General features: G+C 66.1%; 15 protein-coding genes. 3 read left to right on the forward strand and 12 right to left on the reverse strand.

The annotated features are described in order from the left end of the window. On the reverse strand, positions 1-332 hold a 332-nt coding region (locus VGL01_RS02360), incomplete at its 3' end, for a PRC-barrel domain-containing protein (protein WP_331566681.1). Between the two features lie 44 nt (positions 333-376). Beyond that, positions 377-610, reverse strand: a complete 234-nt coding sequence (locus VGL01_RS02365) for a DUF2795 domain-containing protein (RefSeq protein ID WP_331566683.1) — start codon at positions 608-610, stop codon at positions 377-379. A 233-nt stretch (positions 611-843) separates the two neighbouring features. Here VGL01_RS02365 and tkt point away from each other — a divergent pair, with 233 nt between their 5' ends. Next, on the forward strand, positions 844-2937 hold the full coding sequence (gene tkt / locus VGL01_RS02370; protein WP_331566685.1) for a transketolase: 2094 nt from the start codon (positions 844-846) through the stop codon (positions 2935-2937). A gap of 106 nt (positions 2938-3043) precedes the next feature. On the opposite strand, the gene VGL01_RS02375 is transcribed toward tkt, so the two are convergent. After that, positions 3044-3418 carry a hypothetical protein gene (locus VGL01_RS02375; protein WP_331566687.1) on the reverse strand — a complete coding sequence of 125 codons (375 nt, stop codon included), beginning with the start codon at positions 3416-3418 and terminating at the stop codon, positions 3044-3046. 217 nt (positions 3419-3635) lie between these two features. On the opposite strand from VGL01_RS02375, the gene VGL01_RS02380 reads away from it, so the two are divergent. Beyond that, the gene (locus VGL01_RS02380; protein WP_331566688.1) at positions 3636-6332 is read left to right on the forward strand and encodes an ATP-binding cassette domain-containing protein; all 2697 of its coding nucleotides are present in this window, start codon (positions 3636-3638) and stop codon (positions 6330-6332) included. Between the two features lie 39 nt (positions 6333-6371). On the opposite strand, the gene VGL01_RS02385 is transcribed toward VGL01_RS02380, so the two are convergent. The 8 genes from VGL01_RS02385 to VGL01_RS02420 all read right to left on the reverse strand — a co-directional run bounded on the left by VGL01_RS02385 (position 6372) and on the right by VGL01_RS02420 (position 15414). Then, on the reverse strand, positions 6372-7340 hold the full coding sequence (locus VGL01_RS02385; RefSeq protein WP_331566690.1) for a UDP-glucuronic acid decarboxylase family protein: 969 nt from the start codon (positions 7338-7340) through the stop codon (positions 6372-6374). A gap of 13 nt (positions 7341-7353) precedes the next feature. Beyond that, the gene (locus tag VGL01_RS02390) at positions 7354-8307 is read right to left on the reverse strand and encodes a glycosyltransferase (protein ID WP_331566692.1); all 954 of its coding nucleotides are present in this window, start codon (positions 8305-8307) and stop codon (positions 7354-7356) included. After that, positions 8297-9442 (reverse strand): glycosyltransferase family 9 protein, encoded by a 1146-nt coding sequence (locus VGL01_RS02395; protein ID WP_331566694.1) that lies wholly within the window; start codon positions 9440-9442, stop codon positions 8297-8299. The genes VGL01_RS02390 and VGL01_RS02395 overlap by 11 nt, the downstream gene beginning before the upstream one ends. Next, positions 9430-10404, reverse strand: a complete 975-nt coding sequence (locus VGL01_RS02400) for a glycosyltransferase family 2 protein (RefSeq protein WP_331566728.1) — start codon at positions 10402-10404, stop codon at positions 9430-9432. Before VGL01_RS02400 ends, VGL01_RS02395 begins: the two co-directional genes overlap by 13 nt. 65 nt (positions 10405-10469) lie before the next feature. Next, positions 10470-12239: a carbamoyltransferase family protein gene (locus tag VGL01_RS02405; protein ID WP_331566696.1), complete on the reverse strand. Its 1770-nt coding sequence runs from the start codon at positions 12237-12239 to the stop codon at positions 10470-10472. Between the two features lie 19 nt (positions 12240-12258). Beyond that, positions 12259-13479 carry a glycosyltransferase family 9 protein gene (locus VGL01_RS02410; protein WP_331566698.1) on the reverse strand — a complete coding sequence of 407 codons (1221 nt, stop codon included), beginning with the start codon at positions 13477-13479 and terminating at the stop codon, positions 12259-12261. Continuing rightward, the gene (locus VGL01_RS02415; RefSeq protein ID WP_331566700.1) at positions 13476-14090 is read right to left on the reverse strand and encodes an HAD family hydrolase; all 615 of its coding nucleotides are present in this window, start codon (positions 14088-14090) and stop codon (positions 13476-13478) included. The genes VGL01_RS02410 and VGL01_RS02415 overlap by 4 nt, the downstream gene beginning before the upstream one ends. A gap of 13 nt (positions 14091-14103) precedes the next feature. Next, positions 14104-15414: a glycosyltransferase family 1 protein gene (locus VGL01_RS02420; protein ID WP_331566702.1), complete on the reverse strand. Its 1311-nt coding sequence runs from the start codon at positions 15412-15414 to the stop codon at positions 14104-14106. Between the two features lie 309 nt (positions 15415-15723). Here VGL01_RS02420 and VGL01_RS02425 point away from each other — a divergent pair, with 309 nt between their 5' ends. After that, positions 15724-16671 carry a glycosyltransferase family 2 protein gene (locus VGL01_RS02425; protein ID WP_331566704.1) on the forward strand — a complete coding sequence of 316 codons (948 nt, stop codon included), beginning with the start codon at positions 15724-15726 and terminating at the stop codon, positions 16669-16671. On the opposite strand, the gene VGL01_RS02430 is transcribed toward VGL01_RS02425, so the two are convergent. After that, a complete protein-coding gene (locus VGL01_RS02430; protein ID WP_331566706.1) occupies positions 16614-17330 on the reverse strand; it encodes a PIG-L family deacetylase in 717 nt (238 codons plus the stop codon). The genes VGL01_RS02425 and VGL01_RS02430 overlap by 58 nt on opposite strands. Between the last annotated feature and the right edge of the window lie 36 nt (positions 17331-17366).

The raw sequence follows: 17366 nt of genomic DNA on the forward strand, positions 1-17366 counted from the left end.
GCATTCTTGACGGTGTCGGACGACACGGACAGTTGGAAGCACTTGCGGTCCGTATCGAGCGTGAGGGCCTTCCAAGGCAATGCGAGCAGCTTGTCGCCGATGCCGAGGAAGCCGCCCACGGACATCACGGCGTACGCAATGCGTCCCGTGTAGACGTCGAGCATGATCTCTTTGATCTTGCCGGCTTCGTTACCGTCGGAGCACATGACCTTGTCGCCTTCCAGGGTGCTGGCCGCCATCACATAGGGCCCCGGACCTTCGGCCGTTTCGCTGCCTTTGCCGACGATGCGCGTTTCACCTCTGCTGCCTAGTGGATCGGTTGAGATGGGCATAACTTTCTCCATTCTGTTAATCGAATCGATGTGCGGGCCGGCGCTCAGTGTTGCCGGCTGATTGCCTTCGATACCGCGGCCGGGCTGTCGTAATCCTTATCGGGCAGGTTATCGATCAGCTCGACGATCTCGCGATCGGCATGGTGGGATCGCGCCACTTCGGCAAGGTGCGCGCGGGTCGTCGGGTAGTCGACGCCGGCGAGCGCCTTTTGAATCTCGACTGGCGATGGTTGTCCCGAATGCCGCTGATGCTGCGAATGCGCTGGATGTTGCGCCATGTACGCCTCCTTGTGCGCGGGTTGGACATATCCGGTATCCAGCAACCGCCGTTCCATGAAACGCTGGACGCGCGACGCGGCGGGGCTCGGGGAGGCCATGAAAAACCTGCACCGGCGCTGCACACATTGCCGGACTGGGAGACGCGCGACGGGCGGCTGTCCGGGGCCGATAGGTACATGCGTTGCTGCACTCCTATGATCAGTCCGCTTACTGCCTTGCGAGGAAAACCCCCATGCAACGAGACCCGAGGCTCGATCGGTTGGCGATCGACACTATTCGCACGCTGGCCATGGATGCAGTGCAAAAGGCGAACTCCGGACACCCCGGCACGCCGATGGCGCTCGCGCCGGTCATGTACGAGCTCTGGCAGCACCATCTGCGCTACGACCCTCAAAAGCCGTTGTGGCCCAACCGCGATCGGTTCGTGCTGTCGGTAGGACATGCATCGATGCTGCTCTATGCGACGCTGCATCTCGCCGGCGTGAAGGCTGTCGACGACGAGGGCCAGGCGACCGACGATCCCGCTGTTTCGCTCCAGGACATCGAGCACTTTCGGCAATTGGACAGCAAAACGCCGGGACATCCCGAGTATCGAATGACGACCGGCGTCGAAACGACGACGGGGCCGCTCGGCCAAGGTCTCGGCAATAGCGTCGGCATGGCGATAGCGGGACGCTGGTTTGCCGCGCGTTTCAACCGCGACGACCTCGATCTTTTCGACTACCGGGTCTATGCGCTGGCCGGCGATGGCGACATGATGGAAGGTGTTTCTCACGAGGCGGCATCATTGGCCGGTCACCTGCGGCTCGGCAATCTGATTTGGATCTATGACAGCAATGGCATCACCATCGAAGGCCACACGGACCTTGCCTACAGCGACGATGTGGAAACGCGGTTTCGCGGCTACGGATGGCATACGCTGCATGTCGACGACGCCAATGACACGGCTGCATTCGACGCCGCATTGACGCAGGCAGAATCGACGAACGACGCTCCGACGCTGATCGTGGTCAAGAGCGTCATCGCCTGGGGGGCGCCGAACAAGCAGGATACCGCCGCGGCGCACGGCGAGGCCTTGGGTGCCGAGGAAGTCGCACTGGCAAAACGCGCTTATGGCTGGCCGGAAGACAAGCAGTTCTACGTGCCGCCCGGTGTGCGCGAACGGTTTGCGCAGGGCGTCGGCGCCCGCGGCGAGGCTTCGCGGCGCGAATGGGAGCAGCGCCGCGAAGCCTATGCGCAACGCTATCCGGACCTCGCTCGCGAGCTCTCGCAAATCGAAGCGCATACGTTGCCGGACGGGTGGGATGCCGATATTCCGACGTTCGACCCCGATACGAAAGGCGCTGCGACGCGCGAATCGTCCGGTAAAGTCCTCAATGCCATCGCGGCGCGCGTCCCGTGGATCATCGGCGGCGCCGCCGACCTGGCGCCTTCGACGAAAACGCTGCTCAAGTTCGAAGGCGCGGGCAGCCTCAGTCGCGACGATCCGGGTGGGCGCAATCTGCATTTCGGCGTGCGGGAACATGCGATGGGGGCGGTCTGTAACGGCCTCGCGCTTTCGAACCTGAGGCCGTTCGCTGCAACGTTCCTCATCTTCAGCGACTACATGAAGCCGCCGATCAGGTTGGCGGCGATCATGGAGGTACCGGTCGTCTACGTATTCACCCACGATTCGATCGGACTGGGCGAGGACGGCCCCACACATCAACCGGTGGAGCAACTCGCCTCGTTGCGCGGCATTCCGGGGCTGACCGTGCTGCGCCCCGCCGATGCGAACGAGGTCAGCGAAGCCTGGCGGATTGCGCTGTCGCAACCGTACCGCCCCACCGCGCTCGTCTTGTCGCGCCAGCCGTTGCCGACTTTCGACCGGACGCGCTACGCGCCGGCGGACGGTGTACGGCGCGGCGCCTATGTGCTCGCCGATCCGCCCGATGCGAGCGCCCCGCAGGTGCTGCTGCTCGCCACGGGCAGCGAGGTATCGGTATGCATCGAAACGTACGAGCGGCTGACACGCGAAGGCATTGCGGCGCGCGTCGTCTCGATGCCGTCATGGGATATCTTCGAGCGGCAGGACGAGGCCTATCGCGACAGTGTGCTGCCGCCTGAAGTGGAAGCGCGTGTGGCGGTCGAACAGGCAGCGACGCTCGGTTGGGACAGATACGTGGGGCGCACGGGCGCTCGAATCGGGATGCATACGTTTGGCGCATCCGCCCCGATGCAGGACCTTCAACGCAAATTCGGGTTCACGCCCGAATGCGTTTACGACGCCGCCAAGCGGCAGCTCGCACGTACGGTCGCGACGAGGGGCCTGCACGGGGAAAGCTGAGCTGCCGGGGCAATCGAGTTAAGGTTTAGAGGCGCGTCCGCACGGACGCGCCGGTTCGACGCCGGGGCCCGACGCATCGCGCGCCGGGCCTCCGGGAACTCATGCGTCACTCATGACCCTGATCCGGCGGGCTCTGAGGCGTCTTCGGACCATATGTGCCGTTGGTCGTGTCCGGGGTCTGTTCGTCGGTGCTGCGCGGTTGCATCGTCGAGTTGCTGCCCGCGCCCATGCCCGTCGTGCCAGGCGAACCGTAGCCGCCCCGGTCCCGGTTGCTTCGCATGTGTTGACGCTTGGACGGCGTATTGAGCGTGCTGCCGTCCGGCGAGGCGCCCGCACCCGGGCCGCCCACCGCGCCGGTCGAGTTGCCGCCCGCGCCGCCGCCCGTGCCCGCCGGGCCGCCGCCGGCTGCTTGAGCGTACACGCCGCTCGCGCATGCGATGGCGAGCGCCGAAGCAAGTAAGGTCTTCGTCGTGGATTTCATCGTGATTCCTCCATCGAAAGGTTTTTCCTATGCGCGTCGGATTTCGCACGCATGGGAAGACCCGCAAGCACCATGCCTCGAAGCGCTTCCGACGTACCCGGGAACGCCCATTGCAGCGCACCGACGACAGCGCAAGCTTGCAATTTTGCGTGTCCGGGCATGGATAGGCCGCTATGATCGCCGTAACCGAAACTGACGACGCTGTTCGAGTGGATACGTGAGAGACCCCGCTGCCGCCCGCGCCAGGCTCAAGCGGCGCATTGCCGGCGACCTGTGGCAGGCCGTCTGGCGTTACCGGAAAGAGACGCTCGGCGCCACCGCGCTGATGATCGCGGCGAAGCTCGCGGGCGTATCGGTCCCGCTGGCACTGCGCTCGCTCGTCGACGATCTCGGCCACCGCACGCCGCTCGCGCTCATTCCCGTTTTCCTGGTGCTCGCGTACGCGCTGCTGCGCTTTTTAGGCGACGCATTCGGCGAGGCGAGGGACGTCGTTTTCAGCACCGTCACTCAGCACACGGTGGCCTCGCTCGCCGAGCGCACGTTTGCGCGCCTGCATCGCCTCGGCGCCCGCTTCCATGCCAAACGCGAGACGGGCTCCATCGTGCGCGACGTGCAGAAAGGAACCGATGGCATCGGCTACCTGCTTGGCGTCGGCTTGTTCACGATCCTGCCGGCGTTGATCGAGATTGCCAGCATCATCGGCATCATGGTGCTGAACTTCACCGCGACGTTCATCTGGATCATTGCGGGTACGCTGGTGGCGTACTCGACCTACACGATGATCTTCACGCGCCGGCGCATGACCGTGCAGCGCGAGGTCAACCGGCTCGAGTCGGCGGCGGACAGTCGCCTCGTCGACAGCATGCTCAACTATGACACGGTGAAGTATTTTGCCGCCGAGGAGGTCGAGACCGAGCGGTACCGTGGCGTCCTCGCGGGGTGGGTGCTCGCACGCCTGCGTAATCAGCGCGCACTCACGGCACTGCACCTCGGCCAGAGTGCGATCGTCTGTCTCGGGATCGCGGCCACGATGCTGCTCGCCGTGCAGTATGTGGCGGCGGCGCGGATGACCGTGGGCGATCTCGTGCTCGTGAACGCATATATCGTGCAGGTCTGCATGCCGCTGAACACGCTGGGCTTCGTCTTCCGCGAAACCAACGACGCACTCGTCAACGTAGAGCGCATGTTCGCGGTGCTCGCGGGCGACGAGCACGGCGAACATGCGGACGAGCTGGAGGATCGCGATGCGTCCGGCGCGCAACCGATCGTCGTGGGCGCTGGCGAGATCGTGTTCGACCATGTCGACTTCGGCTATGACCCCGCGCGGCAGATCCTGCACGAGGTCAGTTTTCGGGCGACACCGGGCCGCACGCTCGCTGTGGTCGGGGGCAGCGGGTCCGGGAAGTCGACGCTGGTGCGGCTGCTCTTTCGCCTTTACGCGCCGGCCCGCGGGCGCATTTCCATCGACGGCCAGGATGTGGCGAACGTGACGCGCCGCACGCTCAGGGAGGCGATCGGCATCGTGCCGCAGGACACGGTGCTCTTTAACGAGACCATCGCTTACAACATCGGCTATGGGCGGGCGAGGGCGACCCGTGCCGATATCGTGCGCGCTGCGCGTGCGGCCCAGCTCGACGAGTTCGTCGAACGGCTGCCCGATCATTACGACACGCGAGTCGGTGAACGCGGCCTGAGGCTGTCCGGCGGCGAACGCCAACGCATCGCCATCGCGCGCGCATTCTTGAAGGACCCGCCCATCATCGTCTTCGACGAAGCCACGTCCGCGCTCGACACGCGCTCCGAGCGCGCGATCCAGAACGAGTTCCGTCGCCTATCCGAGGGGCGCACGTCGATCGTGATCGCCCATCGGCTTTCGACGATCGTCGATGCCGACAAGATTCTCGTGATGGAGCACGGACGCATCGTCGAACAAGGCACGCACAACGAACTGCTCGGGCGGCGCGACGGCGTCTACGCCCGCATGTGGGCGTTGCAGCGCGAACAGGGCGAGCTCGAACACGCGCAGCGCAAGCTTGCCGCGCACCCGCTGCCGATCGGCGAGCTCGCCGCCGCGATTGCGGCACGCGTCGCCACAAAGGCGGCTGCACGCGGTGTCGCGTTCGAGACCGACGTCGCCGATGCGACGCTGCCCGTCACCGGCGAGATCGAGGAGATCGAGCACGCGGTGGCGATGTTGTGTGCCAACGAGATCGAGCATGCGTCCGCCGGCGAACGCGTCGTGTTGCGCGCGCAACGCATGGAGAACGTCGTCTGGCTCGTGGTGCTCGGTGCCCACGCGGAGCCCGCGCCGCTGACGGACGAGCAGGCCATGGAGGCCGAGCGTGTGCTCGGGGACGCCGGCGGCACGTTCATGCCGAGGCCATTCGAGACGCGCGTGGCCTATGTCGCTGCATTGCCGCTCGTACCCGTCGTGCCGGCCGTCGCCCCTTGGGTCCTGACAAAGCCGGACACGGAGCGCGCGCCAGGCCCGGCCGCCGGAGCACGCCGTCTGCTTCCGCTCGACGGTATCGCGGTGCTTGCGATCGACGATGACGAGGAGGCGCGCGACGCGCTCGAAGCCGCGCTCCTCGCGAACGGAGCGACGGTCGCGTTGGCCGGGACCGGCACCGATGCGCTTGCGCGGCTCGAGCGCACGGCGCCCTCGCAATGGCCGGGGGTCGTCGTATGCGATGTCACGTTGTCCGATGAGGACGGATGCGACGTGTTGTCGCGGATTCGCGAATTGGCCAGACGGCATACTGCGACGCCGCCGCCCGCCATTGCGCTGACGGGCCATGCCGACGGCGCGACGCGCGAGCGTACGCAGCGCGCCGGATTCGATGCGCATCTCGTCAAGCCCGTACAGATCGACGCGCTGGCCGAAGAGATTCAGCGGCTCGCTGCGAACGCCTGACGAAGACGTCGGTGCCTACTGAAGACCCATTGTCGTCGGTCAACTCGGCGTCACGCCCGACACCAGTCTTTCCCGGAAGTGCATGGCCGTCTTGCGCAATCCCGCGTCGAGCGTCGTCGTCGGTTCCCAGCCGATCAATGCGCGCGCCGCGGAAATGTCCGGCTGCCGATGCCACGGGTCGTCTATCGGCAGCGGCCGAAATGTAATCTCGCTCGACGAGTCCGTCGCGCGCAGCACGTGCCCGGCGAGCTCCAGCATCGTGACCTCGTGCGGGTTACCGAGGTTGACCGGATGGCACGTCCCGTCTGGCGCATCCATGAAGCGGATGAACGCATCGATCATGTCGTCGACGTAGCAAAGCGAGCGCGTTTGCGAGCCGTCGCCGTAGACCGTCAGAGGCTCGCCCGACAGCGCCTGAACCATGAAGTTCGAGACCACACGCCCGTCCGCCGGGTGCATGCGCGGACCGTACGTATTGAAGATGCGGGCGATGCGTATTTCGAGCCCGTACTGACGGTGATAGTCCGCGAAGAGCGTTTCCGCGCAGCGCTTGCCTTCGTCGTAGCAGGAGCGGGGGCCGATGGGGTTCACATGGCCCCAGTAGTCTTCCTTTTGAGGGTGTACGCGTGCATCGCCATAGACTTCGCTCGTCGACGCTTGAAAGATCTTCGCGCGTACGCGTTTTGCGAGCCCGAGCATGTTGATCGCGCCATGTACGCTGGTTTTCGTGGTGCGTACCGGATCGTATTGATAATGGACGGGCGACGCAGGACAGGCGAGGTTGTAGATTTCGTCGACCTCGACATACAGCGGAAACGTCACGTCGTGGCGCATCAATTCGAAGTTGGCGCGTGGCAACAGGTGCGCGACGTTTTCACGCGTGCCGGTAAAGAAGTTGTCCACGCAGAGCACGTCGTGGCCCGCGTCGACCAGTCGCTCGCACAGGTGCGAGCCGAGAAAGCCCGCACCGCCTGTCACGAGTATTCGCTTTCGATCGAGTTCCTTCACGTCTTTTCTCCGGTTAGGCGGTGACCTCGCGTAGCACGCGACACCAGTCTTCGACGAAGCGGCCGATGGAAAAGCGCTCGAGCGCGACGCGGCGCGCGCCGTCGCCGAGCCGCCTGGCTTCGCCGCGATCGCGCAGCAGGCACTGCATGTCTTGCACGAGCGAATCGACATCGGTCGAGATGAAGCCGCTCTCGCCATTTTTGATTACGGTGACGAGCTCGGTTGTCGCCAGCCCGACGATCGGCATGCCGATCGTCATCGCTTCGACGATCGCGAGCCCGAGGCTCGTCCAACGGATCGGGTTGAAGAAGAGCCGGTAGCGGGCGCAAAACGCGGCGAGATCGAGATTGCCGATTTCGCCGAGCCCGCCGGCGCTTTGCGCATCCATGCCGACGAGATCGAGCGGGACGCGCTCGGCCACGCTTCGGTAGATGTCGGCGCCGAGCCGGCGTCCGCGGCTCGCGAGATTGTTGATGACCACGATGCCGCGTTCGAGTTCGCCCGTATAACGGACACCCTCGGGCACGACGACGCCATGCTCGATGACCCGTGTCGGCGTATCGCCGCAATCCCACATCAGTCGATTGAACGGCGTCACGTGAACGATGAGCGTGCTCGGATCGTCGACCCAGTGCCGTTCGCAAAACGGATTGCGCTGGGGCGGATCGTGCTCGAGATAGATGCGCGGCAGCGCGCGCTGGGCGTCGGACAACACCTCGAGGCGGTCCGTCTCCCAGTGCTCGCGATGCTGATACAACACAACATCGAATTCGCGTGCGGCAACCTCCTGTGCGTCGACCTCATGAACGTTGTCACCCCAGGGCAACACGCCTGTTCTCCCGGCATGGCCCGGCGGATTGCCGGGGCGCGTGACGAGCCAGAAATCGTGAGGTGCTTGCGTCAGGTAATAGAGATAGTTGCCGTGCACGTGCCAGGTCAGCACACGCAGTCTGCGCTCAGTTCGCATGCCTTTCCTCCCTCGCGGGTGTACCGCGCATGTGCAGCACGCCGGGCGCGCCCCGGCGCGTGCGCATGCGATGCGCCAGTTGAGCGAGCGCCTCGCTCACGACGCTCTCGACGCTGACGTTGCGCGCGCACTCGTGCTCGTACGGACACTCGCGAAACGCGCAGGGGCGGCATGGTGGATAGTCGGCCAGCACATGATGAAGCGCGTGATCGAGCGGTGCCCAACGGCGCGTGTCGCTGCCCGAGGCGATGACCGTGCTTGGCGTGCACATGGCGGCCGCCAGATGCGAAATGCCCGTGTCGTTGCAGACGACGAGCCGCGCATGCGCGACGAGCGCGGCCAGTCCGCCAAGCGAGGTGGCGCCGGCGAGATGGAGCGCGGGAGCCGTCATGGCGCCCAGTACCGCCGCGGTGATGTTCGCTTCGTGCGACGTGCCCGTGATCGCGATTTGCCAGCCCTGTTCCGAGAGCGCATCGGCGACTTCGGCGAAGCGGGCGGCCGGCCATCGGCGCGACGGCAGCTGCGCCCCGGGATGCAGCAAGACGAGCCGCTCCGGCTCGATCCCGTGCAGTGCTTCAAGCGCGGCATACTCGGCGCGGTCCTGCGCGGTGAGCGGAAACCAGAGCGTATCGTCGGCCGCGGGAAGCCCGAGCGCCCGCACGAGGGCCAGGTATCGACGCGGCTCCGGTAGCGCGTCGGGCCATGCCAGGAGCCCGGGTGCGGGCGCTTCGTGCGGCTCGATGAAGCCCGCGCACGCTCTCGCGCCCAACTGGCCGACGATCGCATTGGCGGGGCCGCCGCTGCCATGCATCTGAATAGCCAGATCGAAGCGGCGCCGGCGCATGGCCGCAAAAAACGCCGGCAGGCCAGCCTCGCTTTCTTCCTGCTCGGGAAAGCCGGGTGCGCCCGGAAAGACGACGAGTTCGTCGACGAGCGAGCTGAAGCGCTCCACGAATTGCGTCGCCCAAGGCAGGCCGATCAGCGTGATATAGGCCTGCGGCCAGGCAGCGCGCAGCGCGCGCAGCGCAGGCACGGCGCACAACATGTCGCCCAATTGGAGCGCGCGGAATATCGCGACGCGGCTCGGCGCCGGAAAAATCGGCACGGCTGGCGCAGTGTCGTTCAGAGGAACCATGTTCGGTAGCTCAAGGCGCCGCGAAGACGCCAGTAGATCGATAGGAACGGAATCAGCGCCGATGTCGCGGCCATTTCGGCGATATGTGGCCAGGCGCGAGAGCGCCCCTGCATACGAAGGGCGAAAAACCGCGTCGTCAGCGCAAGCCAGATCAGCGCGGCACCGCAGGCGGCCCACGGCGCACCGGCCGCTGCGCAGCCCAGCGCGACGAGCGCTGCCGCCACCGTGGCGTAATAGTCGATGGGCGGCCTGGCGGCGATGCGGCGCTTGTACAAATCGCGATGCTTGTTGTAAAGAAGCGCCTCGAATCGGCTCTTCTTCTGCTGCGCGAGGCTGACACCCCAGCGTGCCGGGCGCACCGGATGCAGCACGAGCGCATCGGTTGCCTGAACGATGCGCGCTCCGATGGAAAGCAGCGCAAATTGCAGGTCGGAGTCCTCGCGCCATGCCGACGTGAAGCGCTCGTCGAATCCCCCGACGGCAACGAGTGCGTCGCGACGCACGAATGCGTTGGCGGTGGCGAATTCGGCTCGTTCGAGCCCGCTCGCATCGGCTTCGTAGTCGGTCGGCTGAGGCGGCAGTGGCACGACGATCTTGCCGGCCGCGGCGCCCACACCGTCGGTCAGCGCGGCGAGGCCGCGTTCGAGCCAGTGCGCGTCGGGTATCGTGTCGTCGTCGGTAAAAGCAACGACCGGCGCACGCGCATGTCGCCAACCCGCGTTTCGCGCGGCGGCCGGACCTTGTGTCGCGCGAATCGGCAGGTAGTCGATGTGCAAGCTGCGTTCGCTCTGCGCGCGCGCGAAGCGCTGCGTCAGCTCGAAGGTGGCGTCATCCGGACCGTCGTCGCAGACGACGATCTCGTAGCGGTACGGCGCCAGGGTCTGATGCGTGAGCGTATTCAGGCACCGTTCGAGCAGATCGGGTCGCCGCCAGGTGGGCACCACCACCGATATCTCGGGCATCGACGCGGCGAGGCCGGGAGGCGCCACGACGCGCGATGCGGCGTGGGCTTGCGGATCGCGCACGTTCACCCGGCCCTCCCGCTCGCAGCATCCTTGGCCTTCGTGATCAGAAACGGTCCGATCACGAGTGCGTCGAGCGGAGACGTCCAGAACGACTCGAGCGCGTCGCGCGGCGAATTGACCATCGGCTCCCCGCGCGTGTTGAACGACGTATTGACGAGAATCGGCACGCCCGTGCGTGCGTGAAACGCCGCGAGCAGGTCGTAGTAGAGGGGATGCTGCGTTCGGTTGATCGTCTGGATGCGGGCGGTGCCGTCGACATGACGGACCGCTGGAATCCGCTCGGCGCGATCGGGCCGGACATCGAAGATGAACAACATGAAAGGTGCCTTGCGTGCGCCGACGAACCAGTCGGCCGCATGCTCTTCCATCACGACCGGCGCGACGGGGCGGAAATCTTCGCGATCCTTGATCTCGTTGAGTTTTGCCTGCATGCCGGGATCGATCGGCGACGCGAGAATCGAGCGTGCGCCGAGCGCCCGCGGCCCGAACTCGGTACGGCCCTGGTACCAGCCGATGACGTTGCCGGCCGCCAACAAGTCCGCCGTCTCGCCGGCGATATCGGTCAAGCGCCTGAACGGCAGTTTCGACCAACGTAAAAACGCCTCGATTTCAGCATCGGAATAAGCGGGGCCCAAGTAGGCATGATCCATCGTCCACCGGCGTTCGTGGTCGCCCTGGCGGCTGCGCTCGCGCGAGTCGATCCAGAGCGCCGCGCCCAGTGCCGTGCCCGCGTCGCCCGCGGCCGGCTGCACCCAGACCTCCTCGAACGGGCCGTGATCGCGGATGAACGAATTCATCACGCAATTGAGCGCAACGCCTCCGGCCATGGCGAGGCGAGGCAGACCGGTGCGCTCATGCAGCCACTGCGCCAACTGCAGCACCGTCTCTTGCAACACGCACTGCAACGATGCCGCGATGTCGTAGTGACGGGCCTCGAGCGGTCCGCCCCGTTCGCGCGGCGCACCGAAGCGTTCGACGAGACGTGGCGCTTCGACGGTATAGCTGCCATCGCCGCGATAACGGACGATTTCACGGAACACGTCGGCATGGACCGGCTTGCCGAACGCGGCGAGCGCCATGACCTTGTACTCGTCGGAGGAGTGCAAAAAGCCGAGCCAGTCGGTCACGGCCTCGTAGAGCAGCCCGAGCGAATGCGGCAGCTCGACTTGCTTGATACGTTTGTATTGCCCGCCGACGTATTGGCCGAGGCTCGTCGTTACGCCTTCGCCGCGGCCGTCCATCGTGAGCACGGCCGTATCGCCACCCGGCGCGGCGAGAAACGCGCTGGCCTCATGGGCGAGATGGTGTTCGACGTAGTGCCAGGCGAAGCGATGGCCGCCCTTGGCTGCCCGGAAACGTTTGGCCAGGTGGTGCGGCGCGCCGTCGATGAGTTGTGCCCGCGCGTTGACGATGTAGCTCAGAAAGAGCGGATCCCATGGCGACGTACTCGGATCGCCCGGTTGCTCCAAACCGGGTTCGAGCGGCAGCGCGATCGAGGCGCGGCCGGCGCGCGTTGCCGCGGGCATGATCGGCAGGAGCGCCGGATCGTAGGAATAGGCCACATGATCCACGTCGGCCAGCGAGATGCCGGCTTCCTTCAAGCAATAATCGATCGCATCGAATGGCAGTTGCCAGGTCGAGAACGGTACTGGACGCTTCCCATGCTTCACATGAGTGAAGCGTTCGTCTTCTGCGGCGGCAAGCACTGTCCCGTCGCGCACGATCACCGCGGCGCTGTCGTGATAAACGGCATTGATTCCCAGAGTATGCATGGCTGTCACTCGTCAATCGTCAAAAATCCGATGACACACGTTCGGGGGGAGGGGGAGTCGCTATCGACCGAACGGCATCAGGGGCGAGCATCGAAGCAGTGCGTCTGGCCGCGAGCTCGAGTGCGGCCGCGGCGACCTCGGCGGCCGGCACGCCGAGCAGGCAGGCATGATGGCCTTTCGGGCAGACGCTGCGATAACACCAGCGGCAGTCGACGTCGCGAAAGAGCACACGGTGTTCGGTTTGCCACGGCGTATGCTGCGGGTTGGTCAGTGCGTACAGATCCACGACGGGCGTGCCGAGCGCCGAGGCGAGATGGACGGGGCCGCTGTTATTGCTGACGAGCACGGCAGCGCGCTCGACCAGTGCACCGAGTTCGCCGATATTCAGTTGTCCTGAAAGATCGTGCAGGCGCGTCAGCGCCGCGGGGCCTGCAGCCGAAATGACCGACCGGATCAGTTCGCGTTCGTCGGCGCTGCCGGTCAGCAGGATCGGCAGTGCGCTCATGCGTGCCAGCCGCGCTACCGCTTCGCCGTAGCGTTCCGGCGGATAGCGGCGCGACGCGGCGCTCGCACCTGGGTGAACGACGAACCACGGGCCGCGTGCCGCGATGCCGCGCGCCGCGAGCCGGCGCGTGAGCGTGCGTCGTGCCTGGGCACTCACGTCGAAGCGCATGCGCGTATCGCCGCAGCTCGCGCCGACCTGAGCGACCAATTGCAACTGTCGTTCCGCTTCGTGCCGCACGCCGTGTTGCGGCTCCGTTTCGCAGACCCAGTCGGTCAGGAGGCCATACGGGTTCTCGCGGCAATGCGCCAGCAGCCGCGGTATGCCCGCCAGGTAGCAGAGCATCGCGGCCGGCAGCGGATTCTGGCTGTAGACGGTGAAGATCGCCGCCGCGTCGAAGTGGCGCGCGCGCAGCGCGTCCACCATCGCGAGATCGGGCTCGGGATCGAGCGTGTCCTTGCAGCCGTGCCACGGCGCATCGTAGCCGAGCACTTCGTCGACATCGCCGAGGAACGGCGCGAGCCCCGCGTTCGCCTTCGATGTCAGCAGCGTCAGATGCCGCCCCGGCACAGCCGCGCGCAAAGCGTGCAGAGCGGGCGTCGTCATCAGCACGTCGCCCATGCGATCGAGGCGCACGCAGAGAATGCGCTTGACCTCGGGGCCCCAGCGCGACGCGGTCGATTCGCGCGCATGCGCGTGCGCTGACGAGGGAGCCACCGAAAACGGCAGTGCGTTCATCCTGCGGCCCTCGCTGGCTCGATGGAGGCATGCGCCCGGGAGTGTTGTTGCTGAAGCGAATCGACGATGGCAAGCGCCGCTTCGCGCATGTCGTGCACACACAGCGTCGGCCGCCGCAGCGGGCCATCGCGCCATTCGGTCTCGTGGCCGTTGTCGATCAATACCGTTCGGCAGCCGGCCCGCGTGCCCGCTTCGACGTCATCGAGGATGTCGCCGACGAACCAGCTCGCACTGAGATCGAGACCGTGCTCGCGCGCGGCGCGCAGCAAAAGTCCGGGCGCCGGCTTGCGACAGGTGCAGGGGCCGGCATAAGGGGCGACGTGGCCGTGCGGATGATGAGGGCACCAGTAGGCGCCGGCGAGCACGGCGCCGCACGAGGCGAACATATCGCGCAGATGAGCTTGCATCGTATCGAGTGCACTGTGAGGAAAACGTCCGAGCGCGACACCGCCTTGATTGCTGACGACGACGAGCGTCACGCCGTGCGCCGCGAAAAGCCGCAGCGCGTCGGCCGCGCCGGGTGCAAACCGCATCGACGCGGGATCGACGTTATAAGGCACGTCTTCGAGCAACGTGCCGTCCTTGTCGAGCAATACTGCGGGCTTGAGCATGGCGGCGTCATGCTCAAACGCGGCCCGCGGCTGCGCGTGCGCCGCGTTGCTGCTTCTTCGCCCGTTCGCGGCGCAGATCCGTTACCGGGAGGTCTGCCGGGATGCGCGCCACGCGGCGATAGACGGCTTCGAGTTGGGCCGCGACGTGAGCCCACGTGAACTCGCGGTGAGCGCGAGCGAGCCCCGCTTCGCCCATGCGTGCGCCGAGCGTCGGATCGGCGGCGAGCTGGGCGAGCCGTTCGGCCAGCGCCATCGGGTCGCGCGGCGGCACGAGAAAGCCGGTTTCGGAATCGACGACCGAATAGCGGATACCGCCCACGTCCGCGCCGATCACCGGACGCGCGCATGCCATCGCTTCCAGTGGCGTGATGCCGAACGGCTCGTACCATGGCGTCGTCACGAACACATCGGCCGCGCCATAGTACTGACGCAGCTGGGCTCGCCCGCGCCGCCCGACGAACGTCACGTGCTCGGCCACGCCGCACTCCGCGGCCACGCCACGCAGGCGCGCGATTTCGGGTGTGGCGATTTCGTTGGGAAGATCGGCGTTGCCCCCCACGACGTACAGGTGAGCATCGACATCCCTGCGTTTGCGCAACAGCGCCAGGGCGCGAACGACATTGTCGATGCCCTTGCGTCGCACGATCCTGCCCAGCTGCAACACGGCGAACTGGTCATTCGGCCAGCCGAGGATCTTGCGCGCGAGCTCGCGCTCCATTGGCGCGAACTCGGCGGTATCGAAGCCGCAGGGGACGATCTCCACGCGTGACGGATCGACCGCATAGTGTTCGCGAAGGTCCGCGGCATCCTGCGGGCATTCGGCGATGACGACGTCGCTCTCCCGCACGAGTTGCGCTTCGATCGCAAAGCGCTCGTCGGGAAAGCCGTCGTCGGCGCCCTGATGGAGCCTGCGCACTTTGCCGAGCGCGTGGAACGTCATGACGAGCGGGATGCGCTGCGCGTGTTTCGCTTTGAGCGCCGCCAGACCCGACATGAAGAAATTGGCGTGAATCACGTCGTAAGGCCTCGATTCTCGTCGGCAAAAGCCGAGCAGAAAGTCGGCGAAGGCCGGCATATAGGGGAGGAGCGCTTCCTTCGGCATTTGCGTCGGCGGACCGGCCGGCACGTGGATCACCCGCACGCCGTCCATGTCCGAAATAGCAGGCAGCAAGGCGCGATCGCGCCGTGTGAACACATCGACGTCGTGCCCGGCACGCCGAAGTTGTCGAGCGACGTTGGCGACATAGATGTTTTGGCCGCCGCTGTCGACCCCGCCCGCGATGGCGAGCGGAGAGGCATGTTCACTGACCAGTGCGATTTTCATGTGGTGTCCTTCATACGGAGACGGTGCAGGGCATTTCGCCGATGGCCTCCCTGGCAGGTACACACGCGAGGCCGTCTCCCGCCCCCGAGCATGCCCTGTGCCAATCGCATCCGGTCAAAGCTTCAGAAGCGCTGGTCAAGCGGCGCATCGCTTCTGTGTTCTTTACTCAACGAACGGCCACCGCCGCTCTTACCGGAACGATGTAATTAGGACGCACCTTTGCCGGCCGCCGCTTGGCGGGAATCGCTGGAGCACTTCTTGCTGCCGCGATGTCGTTCCCAGCCGGAACCGCAATGAGCGAGAGCCGAGATGAACGACCGAATCTCCGTAGTCGTGTTGACCCACAACCGCCTGCCCGAAGTGACGCGCACGGTGTCGCATCTGCTTTCGCTACCCGAAGCGCCGCCCGTCATCGTGGCGGACAACGGTTCGACGGACGGCACGGCGACCGCGCTGCGCGAGCGCTTTCCCGACGTCCAGGTGATCGAGTGCGGCGCCAACCTCGGCGCGGCGGGGCGCAATCGTGCCGCGAAGCTCGCAAGAACGGACTACATCGCCTTCAGCGACGACGACACGGAATGGCAACCCGGTGCGCTCGACGAAGCGGTTCGCATACTCGATTCAGCGCCGCGCGTGGCGGTGATTTCGGGGCGTGTGCTCGTCGGCGAATCGCGCGAGCTCGATCCGACCTGCGCGCGCATGCGGGCAAGCCCGCTCGATCGGGCCGGCTTGCCCGGACCGGCGCTCGTGGGTTATATGGCCGGGGCCTGTGTATTCCGCGCGGCAGTGTTCCGGAAAGTGGGCGGGTACGAGCCGCGGCTTTTCATCGGCGGCGAGGAAGCGCTCGTTGCGCTGGATGTGCTCGATGCAGGCCACGCGATTGTCTATTGCGATGCCGTCGTGACCGTGCACCGGCCATCGGCTGCGCGTGACGCACCGTTGCGCCGGCGCATGCTCGCGCGCAACGCGGCGCTCGTGGCATGGCTGCGCCTGCCGCGCGGCGAAGCGTTGACGGCGAGCTTGCGCGCACTCGCCGCACTACGAGCAGGCGAACGCAATTTCCTCAGACATGCTGCCGCCTTGCTGCGCGATATCGGATGGGCTATGCGCAGGCGCCGTGCGGTGGGCGCCGCCGTCATGCGAATGTGCGAGCAGGTGCGGCAGGCCGAGCTGGCGGCGTTCGGCCGACGGGAGGCGCTTCAGCGGCTGCGGTCGGCGCGCCGATACACGCTGCGCGCGAGCGATAAACGCCAATAGCGCTCGGGTTCGACGAGATCGTTCGGATGGGCGTCGCCGAGCGCGCGCAGCTGGCTTCGATAGGCTCGCACGCTGCGCCATTTTTGCGCGGCGGCGCGCGCGCTTCGGACGGGCATGAGAATCTCGTCGGTGGCGGGTGTCGTCAGGATTCCCCTCGACGCGAGGGAACCGCGGCGCTCGAGCGCAATACGCCCGATGTGCCGATAGATCGCTTCCTCGTATGCGATGAGCGGGGCAACCTTCGCCGAGTCGAGCAATGCGCAGCAGGCGTCGGCAACGAGTACGTGGTCGGAATGATAGAGGCCGATCGGCGCGACGAAGGCGAGATGGCCACTTCGTTGCCATGCCTCGTCAAGCGCCGCGCTCACGGTCTCGATTGCCGGCCTTTGGCGGTATTGGCTGTCGGTAAACGCCAGCCGGATCGGCCGGGCATCGAGCAATGCGAGCGCGCGATCGTCTTCGCGCCTGCGCGCTTCCAATGCGGCGTCCGAATCGGCAAAGCCCGAGGCCTGGTCCCATGGTGTCGATAGAGCGGGCCGCGGTGCGCCCGCGAATACGGTGCAGACGATCGAGCCCGGGTGCATCGCGAGCAGCATGCCGCAGCTGAAAACGGCATCGTCGAGATGGGGCGAAACGACGAAAAGCGGCGAGGGACTCATGCGGCGGGAGAGGCGAGCCGGCGGTGGCAACGCAGG

Origin of the sequence: Trinickia sp., assembly GCF_036503415.1 — a bacterium.
GTDB lineage: Bacteria > Pseudomonadota > Gammaproteobacteria > Burkholderiales > Burkholderiaceae > Trinickia.

What these genes read in the sequence shown, in the direction of transcription:
- VGL01_RS02365 (WP_331566683.1), bottom strand. Translation starts at nt 610, where the DNA reads ATGGCGCAACATCCAGCGCATTCGCAGCATCAGCGGCATTCGGGACAA.
- tkt (WP_331566685.1), top strand. Translation starts at nt 844, where the DNA reads ATGCAACGAGACCCGAGGCTCGATCGGTTGGCGATCGACACTATTCGC.
- VGL01_RS02375 (WP_331566687.1), bottom strand. Translation starts at nt 3,418, where the DNA reads ATGAAATCCACGACGAAGACCTTACTTGCTTCGGCGCTCGCCATCGCA.
- VGL01_RS02390 (WP_331566692.1), bottom strand. Translation starts at nt 8,307, where the DNA reads ATGCGAACTGAGCGCAGACTGCGTGTGCTGACCTGGCACGTGCACGGC.
- VGL01_RS02395 (WP_331566694.1), bottom strand. Translation starts at nt 9,442, where the DNA reads ATGGTTCCTCTGAACGACACTGCGCCAGCCGTGCCGATTTTTCCGGCG.
- VGL01_RS02400 (WP_331566728.1), bottom strand. Translation starts at nt 10,404, where the DNA reads ATGCCCGAGATATCGGTGGTGGTGCCCACCTGGCGGCGACCCGATCTG.
- VGL01_RS02405 (WP_331566696.1), bottom strand. Translation starts at nt 12,239, where the DNA reads ATGCATACTCTGGGAATCAATGCCGTTTATCACGACAGCGCCGCGGTG.
- VGL01_RS02410 (WP_331566698.1), bottom strand. Translation starts at nt 13,479, where the DNA reads ATGAACGCACTGCCGTTTTCGGTGGCTCCCTCGTCAGCGCACGCGCAT.
- VGL01_RS02415 (WP_331566700.1), bottom strand. Translation starts at nt 14,090, where the DNA reads ATGCTCAAGCCCGCAGTATTGCTCGACAAGGACGGCACGTTGCTCGAA.
- VGL01_RS02420 (WP_331566702.1), bottom strand. Translation starts at nt 15,414, where the DNA reads ATGAAAATCGCACTGGTCAGTGAACATGCCTCTCCGCTCGCCATCGCG.
- VGL01_RS02425 (WP_331566704.1), top strand. Translation starts at nt 15,724, where the DNA reads ATGAACGACCGAATCTCCGTAGTCGTGTTGACCCACAACCGCCTGCCC.
- VGL01_RS02430 (WP_331566706.1), bottom strand. Translation starts at nt 17,330, where the DNA reads ATGAGTCCCTCGCCGCTTTTCGTCGTTTCGCCCCATCTCGACGATGCC.